Here is a 24,235-nt window from a genome sequence, read left to right as displayed (position 1 = left end):
GATTTTCTCCTATTCCCCGGCCAGCTTGAAATTTTCGCCGTAGCGGCGAGTTGGCTTGTCGAACCCGCAGGATGTGCCATCGGTCACTTTGACCTGGTCCTCCCAGGGGAGGCGGTATTTTCCGGCGATCAGGTCGTGCATGTAGCTGTAAGGCGCATCCCGGGCGCCGCCGGCGACCGCGACATAGCCGCGATGGCCGAACTGGTAGATGTTGTTCTCGACGCCCCAGCCAAGGCGGGCCTCGCGCACCAGATCCGGGCGGACCTCAGCCGTGATGATCTCGTTGACCCGACCGCTGGTGCCATGGGCGATGATCGTGCCGTCGAAATTGCAGATCATTCCTTCGCCCATGCTGTCGAAGGTGCCGTCGGAGCCGCACATGCAGACATTGGCGGTGACCATCAGGTTGCAGAAGGCGTTCGACTGGTTGGTGAATTTCCAGCTGTCGCGGATCGGCGCAGTGTAACCGGCCGTGCGGATCATGATCTCGGCACCCTTGTAGGCGCATTCGCGGGCCATTTCCGGAAACATGCCGTCGTGGCAGATGATCAGGGCGAGCTTCGCACCTTTCGGCCCCTCGATAACGGGAATGCCGAAATCGCCGGGCTCCCACGGTTCCACCGGCACCCAGGGGTGCATCTTGCGATAGTAGAGTTTCAGTTCGCCCTGGTCGTCGATGATGATGCCGGAATTGTACGGCATGCCGCCGGGATTGCGCTCCATGATCGAGAAGCAGCCCCAGATACTGTTGGCCTTGCAGGCGGCCTTGAAGGCTGCGACTTCCGGGCCGTCAAGCGTGCACATGATCTCCGGATTGATGTCCATTGACAGGCCGTGCAGCGCATATTCCGGGAAGACGACGAGATCCATGCCCGGCTGGTTGCGCCGTGCCTTGCCGACGAGATCAACGATCACCTGGGTCTGGCGCGCCAGATCTGCCTTTGTCACCGTGTTGGGCAATTGCAATTGAACGAGGCCGATGCCAACGCCGTGTTCCGATTTGTTCAGTCCACCCAATCCGTTCATGGAAATCTCCCTTGTGGTCGAGTTACTTGGTCAGCGACAGCGCACCCGGCGCGCCTGCGAGCGAGCGCGTCGGCGAGGATGTCGCGATCATGATGATGAGGGTCAGCACGTAAGGCGCGGCGTAGAAAAGGTAGTAGCCCTCGGTGACGCCGACCGACTGGAGGGCCGGGCCGAGCGCGCCGGCGCCGCCGAAGAGAAGCGAGGCGAGCAGGCAGCCGACCGGGTTCCATCGGGCAAAGATGACCAGCGCCACGGCCATCAGGCCCTGGCCGGAAGAGATGCCTTCGTTCCATGAGCCGGGATAGAAGAGCGACAGATAGGCGCCGCCGACCGCAGCCAGTGCACCGCCGACGGCGGTCGCCAGCAGACGGATCGTGTCGGGGTTGAGACCCATGGCCCGTGCGGCATCGGAACTGTCGCCGACGACCCGGAGAATGAGCCCCATGCGGGTGTTGCGCAAAGCCCAGGAGAGAGCAAAGGCAAGGGCAATGCCGAGGATGAAGAGAACGTTGATGTTCAAGGCTGCCTGCACCTGCGGATAACTCGACCAGCCCCCAAAGGGGATCGACGGCAGCTTCGGCGCCGAGGGCTGGATGAAGGGCTTGCCGAGGAAGAAGGCGAGGCCGAGGCCGAACTGCATCATGGCGATGCCAATCGCGATGTCGTTGACCCTAGGGAATTTGCAGATGAAGCCGTGCAGCAGGCCGAAGAGCGAGCCGGCCAGCATGGCGGCCAGCACGCCGAGCCAGGGCGATCCGGTCATGACGGCGGTGCCATAGGCTGCCATGGCGCCGAAGACGAGTGTGCCTTCAAGGCCGAGATTGATGCGTCCTGAACGCTCGGTGATCATTTCGCCGAGGCTGACGAAGATGAAGGGCGTCGAGACGCGGATGGCGCCGGCGATGATGGCGAGCGGGATGCCCCAGAGGCCGATATCGGTTCCGTCCATCAGGCTGTTCCCTTGCTGGCGTCGGGCTGCTTCCAGAGATCGGGATTGAAGATCTTGAAGCGGCCATAGAGGGTTTCGGAAAAGAGCACGGCGATAAAGAGCGTGCCCTGGAGAACGAGCACAGTCGCATCGGGAAGCGCCATGCGGCGCTGGATCAGGCCACCGGAGGCATCGATCCCGCCGAGCAGGATGGCCACCGGAATGATTGCGAGCGGATTGTGGCGGGCAAGAAAGGCAACGAGAATGCCGGTATAGCCGTAGCCGGCGGCCAGAGAGCCATTGGCGCTGCCCTGTACCGCGGCGACCTCGATCATGCCGGCCAGCCCGGCGAAGGCGCCGGCGAGAGCGGTGAAGCCGACAATCAGCCTGCCGACGGGCAGTCCCTGGATCTGGGCGGCGCGCATGTTGCCGCCGGCGATGCGGGCGGCAAAGCCGCTCGTGGTCCATTCGATGACGATGTAGGAGATGATGCAGGCGACGACGCCGACGGCAAAGCCCCAGTGCACGTCCATGCCGGGGATCTTGCCGAGCATGTATTCGGCCGGGATTGGCGTGGTGGACGGCTTGTTGAGGCTGGCGGGATCGCGCAGCGGTCCCTCGATCAACTGGTTCATCAGCGCGATGGCGATATAGGCAAACAGCAGCGAGGCGATGGTTTCGTTGACGCCGCGATAGTGGCGCAGGAAACCCGACAGGCCGATCCAGATGCCGCCGATCACCATGGCGGCAATGCCCATGATGATCCAGAGCAGGAGGGGCGGCACTAGGCCGACGAAGGGCAGGGCGATGGCCGCGCCAGCGAGCCCGCCCAGCACGACGGCGCCCTCGGCGCCGATAACGGTCAGGCCGAGGCGTGCGGGTAGCGCCACGCAGAGCGCCGTGAGCAGCAGCGGCGCTGCGCGGCTCAGCGCGTTCTGGATCGAAAACCAGCTGCCGAAGCCGCCGGCATACATCAGTTGAAAGAGCTGAAGCGGCGACTTGCCGATGGCGGCAATGAAGACCGAGAAGATCGCAAGTCCAACCGCCACCGCAAACAGTGCAATGGCGAGGGGTTCTGCGCGTCTCGCTGCCCATTCGATGGCAGGCCGGAAATCTCCGGCCCGCACCGGGGGTGGAACGAGGCTCTGACTGTTTATTTCCAAGGTCATGGCCGCCGCTCCCGCTGCTTCAGGATGTCGAGCCGATCACGCCCTCGACCAGATAGCCCATGCTTTCGAGTTCGATCGCGTCTTCCGCAAGGTCGGCGGTGACGACGACAGTGCCCTTGTTGTCCTTCAGGCCGCTCTTGAAGACGGAGAAGCCGCCCTTCATCATCTCCGCCTGTATCGCTTCGAACTTGGCGCGGGCTTCAGCGGAAACGGCGGGGCCGAGCGGGCTCATCTTGACGAAGCCGTCCTTCAGGCCGCCGCGGACGAAATTGCCGAGCTTTTCACCGGCCTGGGCCTTCTTGACGAAATCGGTATAGACATTGCCCCAGGCCCATTCGGCACCGGTCAGATATTTTTCCGGCGCCAGAGGGCTCTGGTTGGCGTGGTAACCGCAGACGAATGCGCCACGGCCGGCGGCGGTCTCGACGACGACCTTCGGGCTGTCGACGTGGCAGGTGATGACGTCAGCGCCCTGGTCGATCAATGCGTTGGTCGCTTCCGCTTCCTTGACGGCCAGCGACCACTCGCCGGTGAAGATCACCTGGCAGGTGATGGACGGATCGACCGAGCGCGCGCCGAGCAGGAAGGAGTTGATGTTCTGCACGACCTGCGGGATCGGCTTGGCGGCGACGAAGCCGATCTTCTTGCTCTTCGAGGCATAGCCGGCGGTGATGCCGTTGAGATACTGGCCCTGGCCAATATAGCCGAAATAGGAGCCGGTGTTCATCGGGTTCTTGCCCTCCTGCCAGAGACCACCGCAATGGCGGAACTGGACGTCGGGATACTTTTCAGCCATCGCCAGCATATGGGGGTCGAAGTAACCGAAGGATGTCGGGAAGACGAGGGTTGCGCCATCAAGGTTGATCATCGATTCCATTGTCTTCTGGACATCGACGGTTTCCGGCACGTTTTCTTCCTCGACGACGGTGACGCCGGCCATGCTTTTCAAAACAGCTGCACCCTCGGCATGGGCCTGGTTGTAGCCATAGTCATCCTTCGGGCCGACATAGATGAAGCCGACGGTGAGGGCGGCCTGGGCCATCGCGGGCGAGAAGAAGGCATTGGGTGCAAGGGCGGCGCCTGCGACGCCGGCGGCGGAAGTCTTCAGGAATGTTCTGCGGGTAACGGACATAAGCTTGGTCATCGAAGTTCCCCTTATCTGGCTTTTGCCATTCTTGAATTCAGCAAGAAAGTGTATGCAATCGGCGTGCCAGAGACGTAAGTTGCTGATAAGGCTTGGTTCGATATTGGTGGCTTTGCCTCAAGCTCAAACTGCATGCAGTTTGGATGGCGGCATGGTTAGGAAATAGGCAACCATTTCTGCACATGGGCGGCTCATGGTCCGCCCATCATCGACGCCTGGCCGGCGCTGTGCAGGAAGGCGGCCAACATGCCGATGCGCAGGTTTGACTTGAGCGAGGTGCTTTGGCATGTGTATGCAGTAACAAAGTGGGATCGCCTGTGGACAAGCCTGAGAAGAAACCCGTCATTCGTGCCGGTACGACCGTCGAGCAGATGGTGCGGGCGATCGCGGACCTGATCATTACCGGCATCCTGGAGCCTGGCGAGAAGATGGACGAAGGGTCGCTTGCGGCACGCTTCGAGGTGTCGCGCACACCGGTGCGCGAGGCCTTGCGGGAACTCTGCGCCATGGGTCTCGTCGACCGCCAGCCGAACAAGCGGGCCGTGGTCACCAATGTCAGCGGCAGTTCTCTCAATTCGATGTTCGAAGCGATGGCCGAGCTCGAAGGTATCTGCGCGAGGCTGTCCGCCGAACGCATGACCGTTGCGGAGCGCAAGCATCTGGAGGACATGCACCAGGCTTCCAGCAGGATCGTTCGTGCCTCGGCCGACGAGGACTACGCGGCCTACAACATCGAGTTTCACACCCAGCTCTATCGCGGGGCGCACAACGACCATATCCTGGAACTGGTGACCCAGACGCGTGCTCGGCTTTCGCCCTTCCGGCGCGCGCAGTTCCGTCTTGAGGGGCGCTTGGCGAAGTCGTGGCGCGAGCATGACGAGATCGTCACGGCTATCCTGCGTGGCGACGCGCTCGCTGCGGGCAAGTCAGCCTATGATCATGTCTCGATCGTCAGCGAGGCAAGCGCGACCTTTGCGCGGCCGGGCGTGCCTGCCTAGGCGCTTTGCGCCACCCGCATCTCCCGAAGATCCGAAGGTGGGACCGGCATTTCAACCGGCGCCTTTGACCTTGCGGCAAAGGCATTGCCGATGCCGATCAGGATCGGTTCGTCGACGCCGATGGTGGCGACGGCTTCGGCAAGCTCATCGAGCGAGCCGGACCAGCGACGCTCGTTTGGTCGGGTGACGGAGGTCACGATAACGGCAGGGGTCGAAAGCGGCATGCCGCTCGTGGCAAGCGCTTCGCGGATTTTTCCGGCTGTGCGGCCGCCCATATAGAAGACGGTAGTGACTGCCGGATCGGCAAGTGCTGACCAATCGGTATTGGCCGGCAGGTCGCCATGGCGCGAATGGCCTGTGACGAAGCGGACCGATTGCGCGTGGTCGCGGTGCGTGAGCGAAATGCCCAGCGCCGATGCCATGGCGCTGGCAGCGGTAATACCCGGTACGACATCAACAGGAATGCCTTCGGCCTCCAGGCGGGCGATCTCCTCGCCGGCACGGCCGAAGATCATCGGATCGCCGGATTTCAGGCGAACCACTCGCTTTCCAGCCTTGGCGAAGTTCACCATCATCGTGTTGATGTCGTCCTGCTTGCAACTCTCGCGACCGCCCCGCTTGCCGACCAGCATGCGCTTGGCCTCGCGCCGGGCCAGTTCCAGCACTTCGGAGGAGACAAGGTCATCGAAGAGAATGACGTCGGCCGATTGCAATGCGCGCACTGCCTTCAGCGTCAGCAGTTCGGCGTCGCCTGGTCCCGCCCCGACCAGAGTCACGCGACCGGTGGCGGGCGCTTCCGACAGGCTTTCGACCTCTGTCAGAAGCGCCCGCTCGACGCCCTCCTCCGGCGATTGGTTACTGGTGAATGTGTGGTCGACAAAACGCTCCCAGAAGGTCCGGCGCTGGGGGCCTGGTGCCAGGCGTTGATTGACCCGGTCGCGAATGTCGCGTGCAAGTTCCGCCCAGCCCTTCAAGGCATGCGGCAGAACGGTCTCGATGCGGCGTCTGATGGCCTGTGCCAGAATGGGGGCGGCGCCATCGGTGGAGATCGACACGATCACCGGGGAGCGATTGACGATCGAGCCGAACTGGAACTGGCAGAAGGCTGGCTTGTCGATGACATTGACCGGCACGCCGGCCGCGCGGGCAGCCGTGTGAAAGGCTTCAGCCTCTTCGTCGGTTTCGCAGTCAGCAAGAGCGAGTGCCGCGTCGTCGAAGATGCCTGAGTGCCAGTGGTGCGGATGGTGGGCGTAGCGACCGTCGGCGTGGTCCGTCGCCAGCAATTCGCGAAAGACATCGGAAAGCTCGTCCGCAGGGCAATGGACGTGAACCCGCGCTCCGCAAGCCGCCAATAGCTCGGCCTTCCAGGCGGCACCGTCCGTGCCGCCGGCAACGACCACCTTTTTGCCTTCGAGCGACCAGAAGACCGGAAGCTTGGCAAGCGGCGCGACCCGCGCGGGCCGCCGGGGCTCATTCCGCTGCGAGGACGTGGCAAGCATCGATGATCCTCCTGATTTCGGAGCGGCATGAACCGCAGTTGGTTCCAGCGGACAATGCGGCGCCCACCGCCTCTACGCTCGCGCAGCCCTGACGAACGGCGCCTGTGATCTGGTTGGCGCCGACCGAGAAGCAGGAGCAGACGATCGCGCCGGGGTCGGGGCGGTCGGCGCTCGGCCGACCGGCAATCAGGGCATAACGTCTGGCGGCTTCCGTCTGCTGCTCCCGCAATTGGCCGACCAGCCAGTTGCGGGACACGGCCACGGGGCTGGCGGCAACGAAGAGGGCGCCGAGGAAGCGCTGTCCGGCAAAGAAAGCAAGACGGGTATCGCCGCTTCTGGCATCGGCATAACCGGTCACCTCGATGCTGGTCGGAATGGCGAATGCCTTTCGTGCCCAGGCTTCCCAGTTCGTGTCGGCGTCATCGAAACCGAGCTCGATGCGCCAGCCGCCATCTGCCTTGGCGACCACCCAGTAAGCGGCGTCAAGTCCTTCCGGCTTCTCGACACTGACGGCAAAGCCATAGGCCTTTGCGGCATAGCGGCGCATGGTGACGGGCACATGCTTCAGAGCGGGCTGACCAGACACCGGGTCGACCAGCGCGGGCACGAGCGCATCGACCCGGCCGAGCGAGGATGTCTCGTCGGTCCAGTGCATCGGCACGAAGACAGAGCCGCGGCTCTGGCGTTCAGTCAGCAGTGCCCGGACAATGATGCGGGCACCGTTTTCCACGGAGAATTCGACGAGATCCGCGTCTGCGATCTGATAACGCGCGGCGTCGAGCGGGTGGATTTCGGCAAAGGGCTCGGCGATGTGGGCCGATAGCCTGGCGCTTTTTCCGGTGCGGGTCATCGTATGCCAATGATCACGCACGCGGCCGGTGTTGAGGATCAGCGGGAAGTCGAGGCTGGTACGCGACGGCAGTTTTGAAGGCGTTGCGACGAAACGGGCGCGGCGGTCCGCATGGTAGAAGTGGCCATCGGCAAAGAAGCGTTTCTCACCGGATGTCTTGCCGTACTGCTGCGGCCACTGGAAGGGGCGCAGCTTGTCGTAGTCGTCTTCTGCGATCGCGCCATGCGCGCCAATGTCAAAATCGCGCTCCCCGTCGTTTTCGAAAGCGGACAAGGCGGCATGTTCGGCGAATATGTCGGCCGGTGATGTGTAGGTGAAGGCCTGTTCGAAGCCCATGCGTTTGCCGACTTCGGCCAGTTGCCACCAGTCGGCGCGTGCTTCGCCTGGATGTGGCAGGAAGGGACGCTGGCGTGAAATTCGGCGCTCGGAATTGGTCACCGTACCGGATTTCTCGCCCCAGCCGGTGGCCGGCAACAGCACATGGGCCAGGCGGGCCGTGTCGGTATCCTTCATGATGTCGGAGACGACGACGAAGGGGCAGGCCTCGATGGCTGCCTTGACGCGGTCGGCATCCGGCATGGAGACGACCGGATTGGTGGACATGATCCAGAGCGCCTTGATGCGACCATCGGCGACGGCTTCGAACATGTCGACGGCCTTCAGGCCGGCCTTGTCCGAAATCGCCGGCGATTGCCAGAAGCGCTGGACCTTTTCGCGATGGTCCGGATTTTCGATCGCCATGTGCGCGGCGAGCATGTTGGCGAGACCGCCGACCTCACGTCCGCCCATCGCATTGGGCTGGCCGGTCAGCGAGAAAGGTCCCATGCCGGGCCGGCCGATGCGGCCCGTCGCCAGATGGCAATTGATGATAGCATTGACCTTGTCGGAGCCGACAGAGGACTGGTTTACGCCCTGGCTGTAGCAGGTGACGACCTTTTCGGTGGTCTGGAAGAGATGGAAGAACTGGCGGATCTGCATGGCCGGAAGGCCGGTCGCCTCGATCAGGTCGGCCATCGACGTGTCCGCCGCGGCGAAGGCCTCGGCAAAGCCCTGCGTGTGGGCGGCTATGTAGCTCTGATCGATCGCATTCTCGTGGACAAGATGACCGAGCAGGCCATTAAAGAGTGCGACGTCGCCGTCCGGGCGGATGGAGAGATGGAGGTCGGCGATATCGGAGGTTGCCGTGCGGCGAGGATCGATGACGATCACTTTCAACGCGGGACGCGCCGCCTTTGCCGCCGCCAGTCGCTGATAGAGGACCGGATGGCACCAGCCCATGTTGGAGCCGACCAGCACCACGAGATCGGCGAGTTCCAGGTCTTCATAACATCCGGGCACAGTATCGGATCCGAAGGCACGGCGGTGGCCGGCGACGGAGGAGGCCATGCAGAGACGGGAATTGGTGTCGATATTAGCCGAGCCGATGAAGCCCTTCATCAGCTTGTTTGCGACGTAATAGTCCTCGGTCAGAAGCTGACCGGAAACGTAGAAGGCGACGGAATCGGGACCATGCGCGGCGATGGTCTGCGCGAAGGTGCGGGCCACCATGTCGAGAGCCGTGTCCCAGGTCGTGCGCTCGCCCATGATTTCCGGGTAGAGCGCGCGACCGTCTAGATCGATGGTTTCAGCGAGGGCGGACCCCTTGGAACAGAGCCTGCCGAAATTGGCCGGGTGATCCGGATCACCCTTGATGCTGACCGAGCCGTCGTCTTCGACCCTTGCGATGACCCCGCAACCGACGCCGCAATAGGGGCAGGTGGTTTTGGTTTCAGTGGACGCCATCACCAACCTCATTTCCTTATTCGGCCGCAACCAGCATCGCGTCGAGTGCGATGGAGAGTTGACCGTCGATATTGCGGAGCGGGATGGTTCTGACCTCACCCTCATCGGCGCCGAGTGCCTTGCCGCTTTCAAGCGAGATGACGAAGTTGTGCAAGGGGCAGGTGACGGCCTTGCCGTGCACGATGCCCTGGGAGAGCGGTCCGCCCTTGTGGGGGCAGTGGTCTTCGATGGCGAAGACCTCGTTTTCGGCGGTGCGGAAGACGGCGATCTTGCCCTCTGGCGTCTTCACGCAACGGGCGCCGCGCAGGGGAATGTCGTCGATATGGCCGATGGCGATCCAGTTCATGAGCTTCGTTTCCTTGTTTCCTCAGGCGCTTCAGGGTGGCCACCCTCCCCTTGAGGGGGAGGGTCGGACCGCAGGTCCGGGGTGGGGTGATGGCGGTGGGTGCCAAAGGTCACCCCCACCCGCGCGTTCCGCGCGACCTCCCCCCTCAAGGGGGAGGTGTTCACTCCGCTGCCGCCGAAAATCCGACGGTCGCCATGGGCTTGAACTCGTGTTTGTCCTTGCCGGAGACACGTTCCGACCAGGGGTCTACCTGGGCGAAGGACTGGCTGAAGACGAAGCGCTCATAGTAGCCCTTGCGCTTTTCCTCGTCGGTCATGATCTGGCGGCGGATCTCGTCCAGGCCGATGCGCTTGGCCCATTTGTAGATCCGCTCGAGATAGCGGGCCTGCTCGCGATACATCTGCGTTAGCGCGACGATGTATTCGAGGGCTTCGTCCTCCGTCTTCACGAGGCCGAGCACTTCGGTGCCCTTGATGTCGAGGCCGGCCGCACCGGCGAAATGGATCTCGAAGCCTGAATCGACGCAGATGACGCCGATATCCTTGCAGGTGGCCTCGGCGCAGTTGCGCGGACAGCCCGAGACGGCAAGCTTGAGCTTGGCCGGCGTCCAGGAACCCCACATGAATTTCTCGATGCGGATGCCGAGACCGGTCGAATCCTGCGTGCCGAAGCGGCACCATTGTTCGCCGACGCAGGTCTTCACGGTACGAAGCCCCTTGGCATAGGCCTGGCCGGAGACGAAGCCGGCCTTGCCGAGATCGGACCAGACGGCGGGCAGGTCTTCCTTCTCGATGCCGAGCAGGTCGATGCGCTGGCCGCCGGTGACCTTGACCAGCGGGATTTCGAATTTGTCGACGACATCGGCAATGGCGCGCAGTTCGGCGGCATTGGTGACGCCGCCCCACATGCGTGGCACGACGGAATAGGTGCCGTCCTTCTGGATGTTGGCATGCACGCGTTCATTGATGTAACGCGACTGGTAGTCGTCGGCATATTCGTCCGGCCAGTCGCAGACGAGATAGTAGTTGAGCGCCGGCCGGCACTTGGCGCAGCCGCACGACGTTTTCCACTCCAGTTCCTGCATGACGGCGGGAATGGTCTTCAGTCCCTTGGCCTTGATCAGGCGGCGAACGTCGTCATGGCCGAGTTCGGTGCAGGTGCACATCGGCGTGACGGCGGCCGGGTTGTAAGCGTCGCCCAGCGTCAGGGCCATCAGCTGTTCGACGAGACCGGTGCAGGAGCCGCAGGAGGCGGAGGCCTTGGTGTGGGCGCGGACGTCGTCGAGTGAGGTCAGGCCCTTGGACGAGATCGTGGATGTGATCTTGCCCTTGCAGACGCCGTTGCAGCCGCAGATTTCTGCATCATCCGGCAAGGCTGCAACGGCCGCCATAGGGTCCAGCGGGGCACCCCCCTGGTAGGACTGGCCGAAAATCAGGGTTTCGCGCATTTGCGAAATGTCGGTCCCGCGCTTCATCAGGTCGAAGAACCAGGAGCCGTCAGCGGTTTCACCGTAGAGCACGGCACCGAGGATCTTGTTGTCCTTCAGCACGAGACGCTTGTAGACGCCGGCCGAGGCATCGCGCAGCACGATTTCCTCGCGGTCGGGGGCTTCCGCGAAGTCGCCGGCGGAGAACAGGTTGATGCCGGTGACCTTGAGTTTCGTGTTGACGACGGAGCCGTGATATTCGTTGGTGCCGCCGGTCAGGCGATCGGCGAGGACGCGGGCGGCTTCATAGAGCGGTGCCACCAGGCCGTAGCAGGTGCCGCGATGTTCGGCACATTCGCCGAGCGAATAAACGTTCGGGTCGGAGGTCATCATGCCGTCGTCGACGACGATGCCGCGGTTGACGGCGATGCCGGCTTCCTTGGCGAGGTTTGAAGCCGGGCGAATGCCGACGGCCATGATCACCATGTCGCCCTCGATCACGCGGCCGTCTTCCAGCTCGATGCCCTCGACCTTGTCGGTTCCGAGGATCTGCTTGGTGTTGGCCTTGGTGATGATGTCGATGCCGCGTTCGGTCAGCGCCTTTTCCAGCAGATAGGCGGCGGCCGGATCGAGCTGGCGCTCCATGATGGTCGGCATCAGGTGGATGACGGTGACGTCCATGCCCTGGCGCTTGAGGCCGTAGGCTGCTTCAAGGCCCAGAAGACCGGCGCCGATGACGATGGCGCGACCTTTGCCTTCGGCGATCTTCAGCATGTTGTCGACATCGTCGAGATCGCGATAGGGCAGGACGCCGGGCAACTGGTGGCCGGGTACCGGGATGATGAAGGGCAGCGAGCCGGTGGCGATGACCAGCTTGTCGTAAGAGGCGGTGATGCCGTTGGCCGAGGTCACCGTCTTGGCATGGCGGTCGATCTCGGTGACCTTGGCGCCCTTGTGCAGGGTCACGCCATTGGCCACATACCAGTCGTCATTGTGGATGACGATATCTTCATAGGCCTTCTCGCCTGAAAGCACCGGCGAGAGCATGATGCGGTCATAGTTGACGCGCGGCTCGGCGTTGAAGATCGTCACGTGGTAAAGGCCCGGCGCCCTTTCGAACAGTTCCTCCAGCATGCGACCGGGCGCCATGCCGTTGCCGATGATAACGAGTTTTTGCGTCATGTCGGTTACTCCGCGGCTTCGACGAAGCGGTGGCGTTCGTAGAGGAACTTCAACACGGCTTCGCGGGATTTGAGGTAGGTTCGGTCGGCGGCGAGCGCGATGCGGTCGCGTGGACGCTGGATCGGGACTTCCAGCACTTCGCCAATGCGGGCGGCCGGGCCGTTGGTCATCATGACGATGCGGTCGGAAAGCAGCACGGCTTCATCGACGTCATGGGTGATCATGATCATCGTGTTCCCGAGGCGGGAATGGATCTCCATCACCGCATCCTGCAGGTGGGCGCGGGTCAGTGCATCGAGTGCGCCGAAAGGCTCGTCGAGCAGCAGGATCTTCGGTTCCATGGCGAGCGCGCGGGCAATGCCGACACGCTGCTTCATGCCGCCGGAGATTTCCGCCGGGCGCTTGTCCTTGGCGTGGCCCATCTGGACGAGATCCAGATTGCGCATCACCCAGTCATGCTTTTCCGCCTTGCTCTTCCTGTTGGCGAAGACTTTGGACACGGCGAGGTTGACGTTTTCATAGACGGTCAGCCAAGGCAGAAGCGAGTGGTTCTGGAAAACGACGGCGCGTTCCGGGCCGGGGGCGTTGACCTCGACGTTTTCGAGCAGGACGGCACCCGACGAGACCTTAGTCAGGCCGGCGATCAGGTTCAGCAGCGTGGACTTGCCGCAGCCGGAATGGCCGATGATCGAGACGAACTCCCCCTTTTCGATGGTCAGGCTGACGTCTTTCAGAACCTCGGTCGTCTGGCCGCCACGTTCGAAGCTTTTGTCGATATGGTCGATCTTGAGATAGGCGCTCATGGGTCTCGTCTCCTCAGTTCTTCGCGGTGCCGCGGGTGATGACACTGCCGAGGAGGGCGACGAGCTTGTCGAGGACAAAGCCGGTCACGCCGATGTAAGCGAGCGCCACGATGATGTCGGAGAGACGCGAGGAGTTCCAGGCATCCCAGATGAAGAAGCCGATGCCGACGCCGCCGGTGAGCATTTCTGCCGCCACGATGGCGAGCCAGGACAGGCCGATGCCGATGCGCAGGCCGGTGAAGATGTATGGGGCTGCGGCCGGCACCATGATGCGGATGAAGAATTCCAGCGGGTTGAGGCGCAGCACCCGGGCGATGTTGCGATAGTCGTCCGGAATGTTGCGCACACCGACGGCGGTGTTGATGATCACAGGCCAGATCGAGGTGATGAAGATCACGAAGATCGCGGAGGGATTGGAATTCTGGAAGGCGGCCAGTGACAGCGGCAGCCAGGCGAGCGGCGGCACGGTGCGCAGGATCTGGAAGATCGGATCGAGGCCACGCATGGCCCAGACCGACTGGCCAACCACGGCGCCGAGGAAGACGCCGACGATGGCTGCAAGGCCGAAGCCAATTGCCACACGTTGCAGCGAGGTCAGCACGCGCCAGGCAAGGCCGATATCCTGCGAGCCATAGTCGAAGAAGGGAAAGGCGATCAGGTCGTAGCTGTCGATCCAGACCTGGGAGGGTGGCGGCAGGGTCGCGCCGGGATGCGAGCAAGCAATCTGCCAGATGGCCAGAAGTGCGATCAACACCACGAGCGGCGGAAGGACGTTACGACAGACGTTGGTTCCGACACGCTGGATATTGAGCTTGCGGGCCGGGCGTTGCGCCATCATGACGACTGTCACGCTTTTGTCGGTTGCCTTCGGGGCCGCCGCTGCCGGTGTCGCCGTCTGGTCTGCCTTGCGGGCTGTTGCGGTCATTCTCTGATCCTCTCGGGTGGTCATTTGTTGGCAGCGGCACCCTCCCCTTGAGGGGGAGGGTCGGACCGCAGGTCCGGGGTGGGGTGACGTTCGAGTGCGCCAAGGCCACCCCCACCCGCGCGTTCCGCGCGACCTCCCCCTTCAAGGGGAGGTAAGTTCGTCTGCGTCTGCCCCTAAGACGTGGCCTTGATCGACAGGCTGTCGAGATAGGCTTTCGGGTTTTCCGGATCGAAGACCTTGCCGTCGAAGAAGGTTTCGACGCCGCGCGATGTCGAGGCCGGGATATCGGCCGCGGCCACGCCCAGGTCCTTGGCGGCTTCGCGCCAGATGTCCTCGCGGTTGACCTTGTCGACGAGGCCCTTGAGGTCGTCGTCAGCCTTGAACTTGCCCCAGCGGACATTCTCGGTGAGGAACCAGAGGTCATGGCTCTTGAACGGATAGGAAGCTTGGCCCTGCCAGAACTTCATCTGCAGGCCGGTGTTTTCGGCAATGCGGCCGTTGCCGTAGTTGATATTGCCCTTCAGGCGGCCGAGCACGTCCTTCGGCGGCACGTTGAACCACTGGCGCTTGCCGAGAATGGTGGCCATTTCGTCCTTGTTGTCCATGCTGTCGGCCCACATCTGGGCTTCCATGACGGCCATCATCAGGGCCTTGGCGGCTACCGGATTCTGTTCGATCCATTCCGTGCGCAGGCCGAGCGCTTTTTCCGGGTGCCCCTTCCAGATTTCGCCGGTGGTACAGGCGGTGAAGCCGATGCCCTGGTTGACGAGCTGCTCGTTCCACGGCTCGCCGACGCAAAAAGCGTCCATGTTGCCGACCTTCATGTTGGCGACCATCTGCGGTGGGGGCACGACGATGGTGGAGACATCCTTGTCCGGGTCGATGCCGCCGGCTGCCAGCCAGTAGCGGATCCAGAGATCATGCGTGCCGCCGGGGAAAGTCATCGCGACCTTGATTTCCTTGCCTTCGGCCTTCTTGGCGGCGAAGGCGTCCTTCAGCTTGGAGGCGTCGAGGCCGACGCCGGTACCGGCGTATTCCTGCGCGACCGAGATGGCCTGGCTGTCGAGATTGAGGCGGGAAACGATGGACATCGGCACCGGAACATTGTTCTGAGTCACCTTGCCGGTCTGCATCAGATAGGGCATCGGGGTCAGGATGTGCGCGCCATCAATACCGTTTGCGGCTCCGCCGAGCACCAGGTTATCGCGCGTGGCGCCCCAGGATGCCTGCTTCAGAACCTCGACATCCGGCAGGCCATGCTTTTCGAACAGCCCCTTTTCCTTGGCGATGATCAGGGCTGCGGCGTCGGTGAGGGCGATGAAGCCGAGCTTCAGTCCCGTGACTTCCGGGCCGGCACCGGCAGCAAAGGCGCCGGAGGGGAAGGCGGAGCGGACCGCGCTGACCAAGGCGGCCGCAGCGGTGGTCTTTAGGATATTGCGGCGGCTGATGCCCATTCCTGTAGTCTTCGTCATTGTACGTGTCCCTCTGGTGGTGACGGAGATCCGGAAAAACAAAAAAAGCCGCTCGGATTTTGCGTCCACGGGATAGGAGGAATCCCGGAATGCAAGACCAAGCGACTTCGATGTCTCTGGTGAACGCTTTTGCGCTCTTGTTCGCCCGGTCGCCGTTGACCGGATGAGAATAGCGAAGCAAGCGGCGTGCCAGTTTGTGGTTGCGACGATTTAGTGTTTGTTTTTATTTCGCAAAATTATCCTGGAGGGGGAGATTGCGATGTTCTGCTTATCTGCTGTGACTGCGTAAAACTTGGGCTATTGCTCGCAATGCACAAAAAACAGCGGCGCAGCTTTAAGCAGTGATGACTTAAAAATCATGCGGCGCGGAGGTCTGTGACTGGCGATTGCCAACCGGAAAAGCCTCGACATAGGCATTGATGTCGGCAGGATCGAATACCAGCGAGTCCATGAAAGTGTCGCCCGGTCGATTGCCTTCGATGCGGATGTCGGCATCTGTCGGGGCTGCGGCGTCGCCGAGTGCCTGACGGTAGATGTCCGGGCGGAAGGCGCCGGCCGCCTGTTTTCGACCCGCTTCGCTAAATTCGGTCTGCCCCCAGCGGATCATCTGGCTGTAGATCCAAAGCGCCTGGCTGGGGCGGGGATAGTTGGCGTTCTGGCGGTGGAAGACGAAATAGTCCGGGAGCAGGCGGCGATTGCCCTTGGCGTCCAGGCTGAATTCGCCGGCGAGCACACGCCGGATGATGCCGACGGGTGCGGCAATGTAACGGTTGTCCGCCAGGGTTTCTGCGAGCTGGTCGTGGTTGTCCGGATTGTCGCACCACCGGGCGGCACCATCCAGGGCTACAATCAGGCGGGCGACGGTGTCCTGGTTGGCTTCGGCCCAATCGGGACGCATGCCGACAACCTTTTCCGGCGCAGATGGCCAGATGTCCTGTTTGGCGGCGACAATGCGGCCGACTCCCCGCTCGGAGGCGACCATGTTCCATGGGGCGCCGACGCAGAAGCCGTCGATGGCGCCGGCGGCAAGCGCATCGGAGGTCAGCGGTGGTGGCACGACGACGAGCTTCACGTCACGGTCGGGATCAATGCCGCCGGCAGCGAGCCAGTAGCGGAACTCATAGTTGTGCGAGGAGAAGGGGTAGGTCATGCCGAGTGTCGGCGCCTGTTCTCCGCGCGCGCGCATGTCGGCTAGGACCGCAGCCAGCGCCGTGGCGTTTTCGAGCGCGGACGCATTCTCGCCAATGCCGGTCAGCGCGCGCATCCGCTCGAAAAGCCTCAGCGACAGGGTGATAGCGTTGCCGCCGCGACCAAGCGAGAAGGGGCTGATGGTCGGCGAGGGATTGGAGCCGAGGCCGAGCATCGAGGCGACGGGCATTGGGGAAAGCATGTGGGCGATGTCGAACTGCCGGAAGGCGAGGCGATCGCGGACGTTGGCCCAGGAGACGTCACGGACGAGGTCAAGCGTCAGACCCTCGCCGGCGGCAAAGCCGAATTCTGCGGCCGCGACAAGCACCGAAGCATCCATCAGCGGAATAAAGCCGGCGCGCAGAACGCGCTGTTGCCGGTCGGAGCCGATTGTCGGTGCGGCGAGGCCGCCGGCATCTCTCTGGCTGCGTGTCATGTCACTCACTCCGGTTCCTCCGGTGTCGGCTCCCGTATCGCATCACAGCAGGAGGCCTGCGGCTGTGACAATGCTCTGGGCAATGTCGGCCAGCCGCTTCTTCTCGTTCATCGCGGTCTGGCGAAGCAGGGCGAAAGCCTCTTCCTCGCTCAGGCCGCGCATCTTCATCAGGATGCCCTTGGCGCGTTCTATGACCTTTCGCTCCTCCAGCGCATTCCTCGCCTCAGTCAGTTCGCGCTGCAGGCGGCTGAAGGCGTTGAACCGGCTGACGGCCATGTCGAGGATGGCCTTGACGCGTTCCTTCTTCAGGCCGTCGACGATATAGGCCGATACACCTGCATCGACTGCGGCCTCGATCGAGGCCGTATCGGAGCGATCGACGAACATTGCAATCGGTCGCTCGACGGTACGGGTCAGTTGGAAGAGGTGTTCCATCATGTCGCGGTTGGGATTTTCGATATCGATGATGATCACGTCGGGGGCGAGCGTCTCGATGATCCGGGCAATGCCGTTGACCTCATGGACGACGGTGACGTGCATGTGGCCCGCCTCGCGCAATCCCTCCTCAATGATCGCCGCACGAACGGCGTTCTCATCGATCACGAGGATGGTCAGGTCGGTATTGCTCATGGAGGCATTGATGGCGCAGCGCAGCATGTTTGACAAGCTGCGCTGCACAAAACAAAAGCAAAAATAAAGATGGGTAAAATTTAGACGGATGCGCCTCGGGCATCGGCCCGTTCCCGCCAGAGGCTGGCATAGCTTGCCAGACCTTCAAGCTCACCGGAAACCGCATGCATGGGAACCTGGAGCTCCAGACCGGTGAGGAGGGCTGCGCCGATGGCAGTTCCTGTCGTTGCTTCCGAAGCAAAAACGTCTCGCTGCGTCAGATTGTGCAGGGCTTGGAGATAGAGTGCATTCTTGGCGAACGGCCCCTCGACGATCACGGGGCCTGCCGCTCCGATCAGCTCCAGGCAGGTCACCGTCATCATGGCTTCATAGAGGCTTGCCGCGACGCGACGCTCGGCCGGATTTTCCGGTTCGAGGATCCATTCTGCCTTGCTGTCCGGATAAGGTCCCGTCTTTTCAACCACGCTCGGCAACAGCAGCAGGCCTTTCTTCAGCACAGAGCGCAGGGCCAATGCCTCTTCTTCCGATGTCGATGACGGGAGGTCGCGTGTCAGGATGTCCCATTCGCGGCCTCCCATATAGCGCGCCGTTGGAACGGGACTGCCATAGGCATCGACATTGACAAGGTTGTCGCGGTTTGGGTCGAGATGATCCGGCTTGGCGCCAACGCCAAAGCTGATGACCCATGTGCCGGTTGAAATGACGGAACAGGGCGAACCGAAACCGAGCAGGTGCGGCAGCAGCGAGGCATTGGAATCGTGGATGCCGCAATAGACAGGCACGGGCCTTGTCAGGCCCAGGCGTCCCGCTAGTTCCGGCTTGATGGCGCCGAGCGCATCGAAGGCGGAGCGGACCGGAGCAAGTTGCTTTCGGATGCCGAGGCGATCGACCAGACTGGAATAGCTTGCCGCGAAGGGTTGCCACAGGTCCGTGTGGCAGCCAAGCGAGGTTCCCTCATTGGCCGCGACGCCGGTCAGGCGATAGGCCCAGTATTGCGGGTAGACAAGAATGGTGGCGACCCGGGCAAAATCGGCCGAAAACGCCGTCTGCTGATAGTGCAGCTGTGCGCCGACATTCAGGCCGCCGGCGAGCTTCGGCGAAAAGGTCTCAGCAAAATCCGGTCGCAGGGCCGCGTAGGCGGACTGGATATCCTGCGGATAGAGATGCTCGTAGTCGAGAACCGGCAGGGCAAGCGCGCCGCTTTCATCCAGCAGGGCGGCACAGGCGCCATGCGTGGTGATGGACAGTGCGTCGAAGCCCGGCTCCCTGGCGAACTCCGTCAGTGTTTCGAGAATGAAACGCCAGAGCGCCTCGATGTCGAAATGCGGATAGGGCGGGCCGGCAAGCACCGTATTTGCGGTTTTGCGAACCGCGATCTCGGCACCGGTCGCCGCATCGACGACAACCAGCTTTGCGTTGGTCTTGCCGATGTCGATGACAGCAACATGCGGATAGTTCGGCCGCTCGTTTGACGTGGTCATGGCAGATGAAAAACCGTGACCAGATCCTGGGCGACAGGCGAATTGTCGGGGTTGGATGCCATGATATCCGCCATATGCGCCCACCAGCGTTTCATCACCGGGTGGTCGGGTAGTGCTGCCATCTTGTGATCGAGCGGGCGGGTCAGCACGCCGAACAGCGTGTTGGTCTCCGGATCGAGGTGGATGGAGTAGTCGCTGACGCCAGCGTCATGCAGGAGATCAACCAGGTCCGGCCAGATCTCGTCATGCCGCTTGCGGTATTCGGCCTCCATGCCGGGATTGAGCTTCATCTTGAAGGCATGTTTCTCAAGCTGGGCCATCAGGCTTTCCTTGCATTCTTGATCCGGCGCGCGACGATCGGCAGCGCGATGGTGATGATCAGGAGCAGGCCGATGAAGATCGACATGACGATACCGGGTACATTGAGCAGACCAAGGCCGAAGGTGACGAGGCCCATGACGAAGGCGGCGATGACGACGCCGACGATGGTGCCGGCACCGCCAAGGATGGAGACGCCGCCGAGCACAACCATCGTGACGACTTCCAGTTCCCAGCCTTGCGCGATCGATGGGCGGGTGGAGCCGAGGCGCGAGGTGAGGCAGACGGCGGCGATGCCGCTCATCAGGCCGGTCAGCAGGAAGAGGATGAATTTCACCCGTTCGACCGGAATGCCCGAGAAACGGGCGGCCAGCGGGTTGTTGCCGATGACATAGACGTGGCGGCCGAAATTGGTCCTGTGCAACAGGATGCCGAAGGCCAGCGCCATGGCCAGGAACAGGACGAATTCGAAGGAGAAGACCCAGAAAACATAGCCCTGGCCGAAATAGGCGAAGTCGGACGGGTATTTGCCAAAAGCCTGGTCGCCGAGCACGACATAGGAAATGCCGCGGAACAGGCTCATCGTGCCGATGGTGACGACGATCGAGGGCAGGCGCAGGACCGCAACGAGAAAACCATTGAAGGCGCCGCATGCCAGACCCGTGGTGATGCCGATGGCAACGAGGCCCGGCGTGCTCACACCCATCTGCACGGCATAGCCCATGGCAGTCGAGGCCAACGCGATGATGGCCGCGACCGAGAGATCAATTTCACCGGCGATGATCAGCAGCGCCATGGCAAAGGCGATCATGGCCTTTTCGGTGAAGTTGAAAGTCGCGTCCGACAGGTTCCAGGCATCGAGGAAATAGGGTGATGCGAGCGAATTGGCGATAAAGATCAGGACGGCGACGCCAAAGAGCAGCACTTCCCAGCTTGCCAGGACGCGGCGGATGGGTGTTCCCAGGCGATCGGGGATGACGCGCTTTTCGCGCGGTTCGATATGGGTGGTGCTCATGCCGTCACCTCGGACTTGGGCGCGCGATCGCGCAGGATGATACGGCCCTTCTTGCGCTCGGCGCGGGCATTGAAGACGACGGCAAGGACGATCACGATGCCGGAGATCGCCATTTGCGCGAAAGGCGAGATGCCGATGACCGGCAGCGCATTCTTGATGACGCCGAGGAAGAGGGCGCCGAGCACGGTTCCGATGACGGTGCCGATACCGCCGGCAATCGAGATGCCGCCGATGACATTGGCCGCGACGCTATCCAGTTCGAAGCCGCCTGCGATATCGACATAGGCGACGGCGTAACGCGAGACCCAGAGATAACCGGAGAGGCCGGCAAGCGCGCCGGAGAGAACGAAGGCCAGGAACCGGGCGCGGCCGACATCGATGCCGGCATAGACGGCGGCGACCGGGTTGCCGCCGGCGGCATAGGTCGAGCGACCGAAGGTCGTGCGGGTCAGGATGAAGGAGACCAGGATGACGATGCTGATCGCGACCCAGGACAGGATGGGCAGGCCGAGCACCGTCATGCGGGGAAAGCCGAGGAAGTCCGGCTGCATCTGGTGGGCGTTGACCCAGGCACCGCCCGACAGCACGAAGGTCATGCCGCGATAGATGGTGAGCGTGCCGAGAGTGACCACAATCGGCGGGATCTGCAGAGCCCAGACGAGAAAGCCGTTGATGGCGCCAAGCGCCGCGCCAATGCCGATGGCCAGCACGATCAGCAGTGCCAGCGGCAGGCCGGGATAGGTGGCGTCCAGCATGGCGACGGCCATGCCGGTAAATGCAAGGTTGGCGGCCACCGAGAGATCGATCGACTTGGTCAGGATGACGACCATCTGGCCGAGCGCCAGGATGATCAGGATCGAAGTGTCGTTGAAGATATTGGCGAGATTGCCGGGCGAGGCGAAATTGTCGGCGCGGGTCGAGAAGCCGAGGATCATCCCTACGATGATCAAACCCAGCAACAATTCGCGGTTTTTAAGCAGATTTTGCATGACGTGATCCTTACGCATTGCCAGTCGCGGCACGCACCAGCGTTTCTGCCGTCAGCCCTTCGCGTTCATATATGCCGGCGGACAGGCCTTCGCGCATGACCATGACGCGGTCCGACATGCCGAGAATTTCCGGCAGTTCGGACGAGATCATGATGATCGACAGGCCTTCGCCGGCGAGTTCGGAAATGAAGCCGTGCACGGCGGCCTTGGAGCCGATGTCGATGCCCTTGGTCGGTTCGTCGAGAATGATGACCTTGGGGGCGGTTGCCAGCCACTTGCCAATGACGACCTTCTGCTGGTTGCCGCCTGACAGCGTGCCAACTGGAACGGAGAGCGCGGCTGCGCGGAGATCGAGGCGCTCAGCATATTTGCGGGCGAGCTTCAACTCGTTGGCGGCCTTCAGGAAGCCGGACACCGAGGTGCGGATGAGCGAGGGCAGCGACATGTTCTGGTAGATCGGCATTTCGAGCGCAAGACCATGGCGGCCGCGCTCTTCCGGAACGTAGACGATGCCGGCGGCGATCGCATCGGCCGGAGAGTTGATGCTGATCGGCTTGCCCTCAAGCGACAGCGTGCCGGAGGCGGGGCGGGTGATGCCAAACAGGGACTGACAGAGCTCGGAACGGCCAGCGCCGATCAGGCCATAGACACCCAGGATTTCGCCCTTCTTCAGGTCGAAGGAGATGTTGCGGAATTCCGTTTCGTGGCTGTAGCCCTGAACGGACAGAACCGAGGAACCGATCACGGCCGGCGTCTTGGGGAAGACGTCATGCACGTCGCGTCCGACCATCAGGCGGACGATTTCGCCCTGCGGAGTGGACTTCAGAACACCTGACCCAACCATGCGTCCGTCGCGGAAGACGGCGTAGTTGTCGGCGATTTCGTAGAGTTCGTCGAACTTGTGGCTGATGAAAAGGATGGCCTTGCCTTGGCGCTTCAAGCCTTCGACGATGCGGAAGAGGTCGTCGATCTCCTTGCGGGACAGGGCGGCCGTCGGCTCGTCCATGATGACGATGCGGGCTTCGACGGACAGAGCACGGGCGATCGCGACCAGATGGCGCTGGGCGATGGAGAAATCCTTCAGCTTGGTTGTCGGATCGATGTCGCTTTCCAGCGCCTGCATCAGCGTGCGGGAGCGTTCGTTGATCTGGCGCCAGTCGATCAGGCCTAGCCGTGTTTTCGGCGCATGGCCGAGGAAGATGTTTTCCCCGACAGTTAATTCGTCGAACAGGACCGTTTCCTGGTGAATGGCGGTGACGCCGGCGTTGATTGCGTCCTGGGCATTGGTGAATGCGGTCGGTCTGCCGTCGATCAGGATCTCGCCCTCATTGGGGCGATAGATGCCGGTCAGGATCTTGACCAGGGTTGACTTGCCGGCACCGTTTTCGCCGATCAGGGCGGTGACCTTGCCGGGATAAAGCGCAATGTTGACGCCATCGAGCGCCTTTACGCCCGGAAAGATCTGCGAGATGCCGCGCATCTCCAGAATGGGCATGTCGGCGGGCTCGGCATTCGTGCCGACTTTTGAAGCTTGAACGGTCATCATTCCGTGCACCAGAAAATGGGAGAAGTCCCGGCGGCTTGCGCCGCCGGGTGGCATGCAGTCCGGAAATCAGAAGATCTTCGAGAACTGGTCGATGTTCGAGGCGTCGTAGACGAAGGGATCGGCCATCGCGGCTTCGCCATTGTCGCCGATCTTGATCTTGCCCATGCGGCCAGCTTCGATTTCCGAGCCCGGTGCGCCGTCGGTGTCACCCTTTACCAGATGATACGAGATCTGGGCTGCCGAGTAACCGAGGTCGATCGGGTTCCAGATCGCGAATTCCTTGGTCGCGCCGGACTTGATGGCGCCGGCCATTTCGGACGGCAGGCCGAGGCCAGTCACATAGACCTGACCGATCTTGCCGGCATCCTTGACGGCCTGCGAGGCGGCGAGAACGCCGACGGTGGTCGGAGCGACGATGACCTTGACGTTCGGCTGCGAGGTCAGGAGGCCCTGGGCTTCGCGGTAGCTCTTGTCTGCGAGGTCGTCACCGTAGACGGTGGTGGCAAGGTTGAGGCCGGGGAAGTCCTTGAGCTGCTTCTTCATTTCCTCGATCCAGATGTTCTGGTTGGTCGAGGTCGTGGTGGCCGACAGGATGGCGAAGTCGCCCTTGCCGCCTTCGAGGTGGTTGGCGGCGAGCTGCAGGCACATCTTGCCGATCAGTTCGTTCGACGACGGGTTCAGGTGCATGATGCGGCCTTCGGCTGCAACGCCCGAATCCCACGAAATCACCTTGATGCCGCGCTGGGCAGCCTTCTTGAGTGCCGGAACAACGGCGTCCGGATCGTTCGCCGAGATCGCGATGGCATCGACGCCCTGGGCGATCAGCGAGTTGATGACTTCGATCTGGCCTTCAGCCGTGGTCGAGGTCGGGCCGGTATAGATGATCTCGACGCCGCCGAGTTCCTTGGCGGCTTCTTCCGCACCCTTGTTGGCAGCTTCGAAGAAGCCGTTGCCGAGCGACTTGACGACCAGAGCGATCTTCATGTCGGCAGCCTGTACGGCCGAGCCCATGGAGGCGATGGCAAAAACCACGCCCGCCAGCAATGTCTTAGACAGTTTCATATTTTTCCTCCCAGGTTGAT

At 62.3% G+C, this 24,235-nt stretch carries 20 protein-coding genes; 1 reads left to right on the top strand and 19 read right to left on the bottom strand.

The genetic code is table 11. From position 1 onward, the window contains the following. Positions 1-9: 9 nt before the first annotated feature. From IM739_RS00400 to IM739_RS00385, 4 genes are read right to left on the bottom strand one after another with little or no spacing between them, the layout of a single operon-like run. Entirely contained in the window at positions 10-1,026 is a 1,017-nt protein-coding gene (locus IM739_RS00400) for a formamidase (protein WP_237369322.1), read from the bottom strand. A 22-nt stretch (positions 1,027-1,048) separates the two neighbouring features. Further along, entirely contained in the window at positions 1,049-1,975 is a 927-nt protein-coding gene (locus tag IM739_RS00395; RefSeq protein WP_237369321.1) for an ABC transporter permease, read from the bottom strand. Then, complete coding sequence (locus IM739_RS00390) at positions 1,975-3,123, bottom strand: ABC transporter permease (RefSeq protein ID WP_237369320.1); 1,149 nt, start codon at positions 3,121-3,123, stop codon at positions 1,975-1,977. Before IM739_RS00390 ends, IM739_RS00395 begins: the two co-directional genes overlap by 1 nt. A gap of 19 nt (positions 3,124-3,142) precedes the next feature. After that, positions 3,143-4,267 carry a BMP family ABC transporter substrate-binding protein gene (locus IM739_RS00385; RefSeq protein WP_237369319.1) on the bottom strand — a complete coding sequence of 375 codons (1,125 nt, stop codon included), beginning with the start codon at positions 4,265-4,267 and terminating at the stop codon, positions 3,143-3,145. Positions 4,268-4,638: 371 nt separating this feature from the next. Here IM739_RS00385 and IM739_RS00380 point away from each other — a divergent pair, with 371 nt between their 5' ends. Then, on the top strand, positions 4,639-5,265 hold the full coding sequence (locus IM739_RS00380; protein WP_442981110.1) for a GntR family transcriptional regulator: 627 nt from the start codon (positions 4,639-4,641) through the stop codon (positions 5,263-5,265). On the opposite strand, the gene cysG is transcribed toward IM739_RS00380, so the two are convergent. The 15 genes from cysG to rhaS form a co-directional block, all read right to left on the bottom strand. Continuing rightward, the gene (gene cysG / locus IM739_RS00375) at positions 5,262-6,764 is read right to left on the bottom strand and encodes a siroheme synthase CysG (protein ID WP_237369317.1); all 1,503 of its coding nucleotides are present in this window, start codon (positions 6,762-6,764) and stop codon (positions 5,262-5,264) included. The genes IM739_RS00380 and cysG overlap by 4 nt on opposite strands. Further along, the gene (locus IM739_RS00370; protein WP_237369316.1) at positions 6,736-9,396 is read right to left on the bottom strand and encodes a nitrate reductase; all 2,661 of its coding nucleotides are present in this window, start codon (positions 9,394-9,396) and stop codon (positions 6,736-6,738) included. Before IM739_RS00370 ends, cysG begins: the two co-directional genes overlap by 29 nt. Before the next feature lie 16 nt (positions 9,397-9,412). Next, a complete protein-coding gene (gene nirD / locus IM739_RS00365; RefSeq protein ID WP_136600248.1) occupies positions 9,413-9,742 on the bottom strand; it encodes a nitrite reductase small subunit NirD in 330 nt (109 codons plus the stop codon). 160 nt (positions 9,743-9,902) lie between these two features. Further along, on the bottom strand, positions 9,903-12,350 hold the full coding sequence (gene nirB / locus IM739_RS00360) for a nitrite reductase large subunit NirB (RefSeq protein ID WP_237369315.1): 2,448 nt from the start codon (positions 12,348-12,350) through the stop codon (positions 9,903-9,905). A gap of 5 nt (positions 12,351-12,355) precedes the next feature. Then, a complete protein-coding gene (locus IM739_RS00355) occupies positions 12,356-13,153 on the bottom strand; it encodes an ABC transporter ATP-binding protein (RefSeq protein ID WP_237369314.1) in 798 nt (265 codons plus the stop codon). Between the two features lie 13 nt (positions 13,154-13,166). Further along, entirely contained in the window at positions 13,167-14,078 is a 912-nt protein-coding gene (gene ntrB, locus IM739_RS00350; RefSeq protein ID WP_237369313.1) for a nitrate ABC transporter permease, read from the bottom strand. 173 nt (positions 14,079-14,251) lie between these two features. After that, on the bottom strand, positions 14,252-15,550 hold the full coding sequence (locus IM739_RS00345) for a CmpA/NrtA family ABC transporter substrate-binding protein (RefSeq protein WP_237369312.1): 1,299 nt from the start codon (positions 15,548-15,550) through the stop codon (positions 14,252-14,254). 349 nt (positions 15,551-15,899) lie between these two features. Then, positions 15,900-17,174 carry a CmpA/NrtA family ABC transporter substrate-binding protein gene (locus tag IM739_RS00340; RefSeq protein WP_237369311.1) on the bottom strand — a complete coding sequence of 425 codons (1,275 nt, stop codon included), beginning with the start codon at positions 17,172-17,174 and terminating at the stop codon, positions 15,900-15,902. A gap of 42 nt (positions 17,175-17,216) precedes the next feature. After that, positions 17,217-17,831: an ANTAR domain-containing response regulator gene (locus tag IM739_RS00335; RefSeq protein WP_237370923.1), complete on the bottom strand. Its 615-nt coding sequence runs from the start codon at positions 17,829-17,831 to the stop codon at positions 17,217-17,219. Positions 17,832-17,884: 53 nt separating this feature from the next. Then, positions 17,885-19,285, bottom strand: coding sequence for an FGGY-family carbohydrate kinase (locus tag IM739_RS00330; RefSeq protein WP_237369310.1), 1,401 nt, complete (start codon positions 19,283-19,285; stop codon positions 17,885-17,887). Further along, on the bottom strand, positions 19,282-19,605 hold the full coding sequence (gene rhaM, locus IM739_RS00325; RefSeq protein WP_237369309.1) for an L-rhamnose mutarotase: 324 nt from the start codon (positions 19,603-19,605) through the stop codon (positions 19,282-19,284). Before rhaM ends, IM739_RS00330 begins: the two co-directional genes overlap by 4 nt. Beyond that, positions 19,605-20,618, bottom strand: a complete 1,014-nt coding sequence (locus IM739_RS00320; protein ID WP_237369308.1) for an ABC transporter permease — start codon at positions 20,616-20,618, stop codon at positions 19,605-19,607. The genes rhaM and IM739_RS00320 overlap by 1 nt, the downstream gene beginning before the upstream one ends. After that, positions 20,615-21,607, bottom strand: a complete 993-nt coding sequence (locus IM739_RS00315; protein ID WP_237369307.1) for an ABC transporter permease — start codon at positions 21,605-21,607, stop codon at positions 20,615-20,617. Before IM739_RS00315 ends, IM739_RS00320 begins: the two co-directional genes overlap by 4 nt. Before the next feature lie 10 nt (positions 21,608-21,617). Further along, the gene (locus IM739_RS00310) at positions 21,618-23,153 is read right to left on the bottom strand and encodes a sugar ABC transporter ATP-binding protein (RefSeq protein WP_237369306.1); all 1,536 of its coding nucleotides are present in this window, start codon (positions 23,151-23,153) and stop codon (positions 21,618-21,620) included. A gap of 66 nt (positions 23,154-23,219) precedes the next feature. Next, the gene (gene rhaS / locus IM739_RS00305) at positions 23,220-24,215 is read right to left on the bottom strand and encodes a rhamnose ABC transporter substrate-binding protein (protein WP_237369305.1); all 996 of its coding nucleotides are present in this window, start codon (positions 24,213-24,215) and stop codon (positions 23,220-23,222) included. Positions 24,216-24,235 lie beyond the last annotated feature (20 nt).

It is taken from the genome of Rhizobium sp. SL42, from assembly GCF_021729845.1.
Lineage (GTDB): Bacteria > Pseudomonadota > Alphaproteobacteria > Rhizobiales > Rhizobiaceae > Allorhizobium.
Note: the sequence above shows the minus strand (reverse complement) of the source record. Positions and strands in the feature narration are given on the sequence as shown.

Excerpts from the sequence above, each read along its gene's own strand:
- IM739_RS00310 (WP_237369306.1), bottom strand. The coding sequence starts at position 23,153 with ATGATGACCGTTCAAGCTTCAAAAGTCGGCACGAATGCCGAGCCCGCC.
- IM739_RS00385 (WP_237369319.1), bottom strand. The coding sequence starts at position 4,267 with ATGACCAAGCTTATGTCCGTTACCCGCAGAACATTCCTGAAGACTTCC.
- cysG (WP_237369317.1), bottom strand. The coding sequence starts at position 6,764 with ATGCTTGCCACGTCCTCGCAGCGGAATGAGCCCCGGCGGCCCGCGCGG.
- IM739_RS00345 (WP_237369312.1), bottom strand. The coding sequence starts at position 15,550 with ATGACGAAGACTACAGGAATGGGCATCAGCCGCCGCAATATCCTAAAG.
- rhaS (WP_237369305.1), bottom strand. The coding sequence starts at position 24,215 with ATGAAACTGTCTAAGACATTGCTGGCGGGCGTGGTTTTTGCCATCGCC.
- rhaM (WP_237369309.1), bottom strand. The coding sequence starts at position 19,605 with ATGGCCCAGCTTGAGAAACATGCCTTCAAGATGAAGCTCAATCCCGGC.
- IM739_RS00370 (WP_237369316.1), bottom strand. The coding sequence starts at position 9,396 with ATGGCGTCCACTGAAACCAAAACCACCTGCCCCTATTGCGGCGTCGGT.
- IM739_RS00335 (WP_237370923.1), bottom strand. The coding sequence starts at position 17,831 with ATGCTGCGCTGCGCCATCAATGCCTCCATGAGCAATACCGACCTGACC.
- IM739_RS00355 (WP_237369314.1), bottom strand. The coding sequence starts at position 13,153 with ATGAGCGCCTATCTCAAGATCGACCATATCGACAAAAGCTTCGAACGT.
- nirD (WP_136600248.1), bottom strand. The coding sequence starts at position 9,742 with ATGAACTGGATCGCCATCGGCCATATCGACGACATTCCCCTGCGCGGC.
- nirB (WP_237369315.1), bottom strand. The coding sequence starts at position 12,350 with ATGACGCAAAAACTCGTTATCATCGGCAACGGCATGGCGCCCGGTCGC.
- IM739_RS00340 (WP_237369311.1), bottom strand. The coding sequence starts at position 17,174 with ATGACACGCAGCCAGAGAGATGCCGGCGGCCTCGCCGCACCGACAATC.
- IM739_RS00390 (WP_237369320.1), bottom strand. The coding sequence starts at position 3,123 with ATGACCTTGGAAATAAACAGTCAGAGCCTCGTTCCACCCCCGGTGCGG.
- IM739_RS00330 (WP_237369310.1), bottom strand. The coding sequence starts at position 19,285 with ATGACCACGTCAAACGAGCGGCCGAACTATCCGCATGTTGCTGTCATC.
- IM739_RS00400 (WP_237369322.1), bottom strand. The coding sequence starts at position 1,026 with ATGAACGGATTGGGTGGACTGAACAAATCGGAACACGGCGTTGGCATC.
- IM739_RS00380 (WP_442981110.1), top strand. The coding sequence starts at position 4,639 with ATGGTGCGGGCGATCGCGGACCTGATCATTACCGGCATCCTGGAGCCT.
- ntrB (WP_237369313.1), bottom strand. The coding sequence starts at position 14,078 with ATGACCGCAACAGCCCGCAAGGCAGACCAGACGGCGACACCGGCAGCG.
- IM739_RS00395 (WP_237369321.1), bottom strand. The coding sequence starts at position 1,975 with ATGGACGGAACCGATATCGGCCTCTGGGGCATCCCGCTCGCCATCATC.
- IM739_RS00315 (WP_237369307.1), bottom strand. The coding sequence starts at position 21,607 with ATGCAAAATCTGCTTAAAAACCGCGAATTGTTGCTGGGTTTGATCATC.
- IM739_RS00320 (WP_237369308.1), bottom strand. The coding sequence starts at position 20,618 with ATGAGCACCACCCATATCGAACCGCGCGAAAAGCGCGTCATCCCCGAT.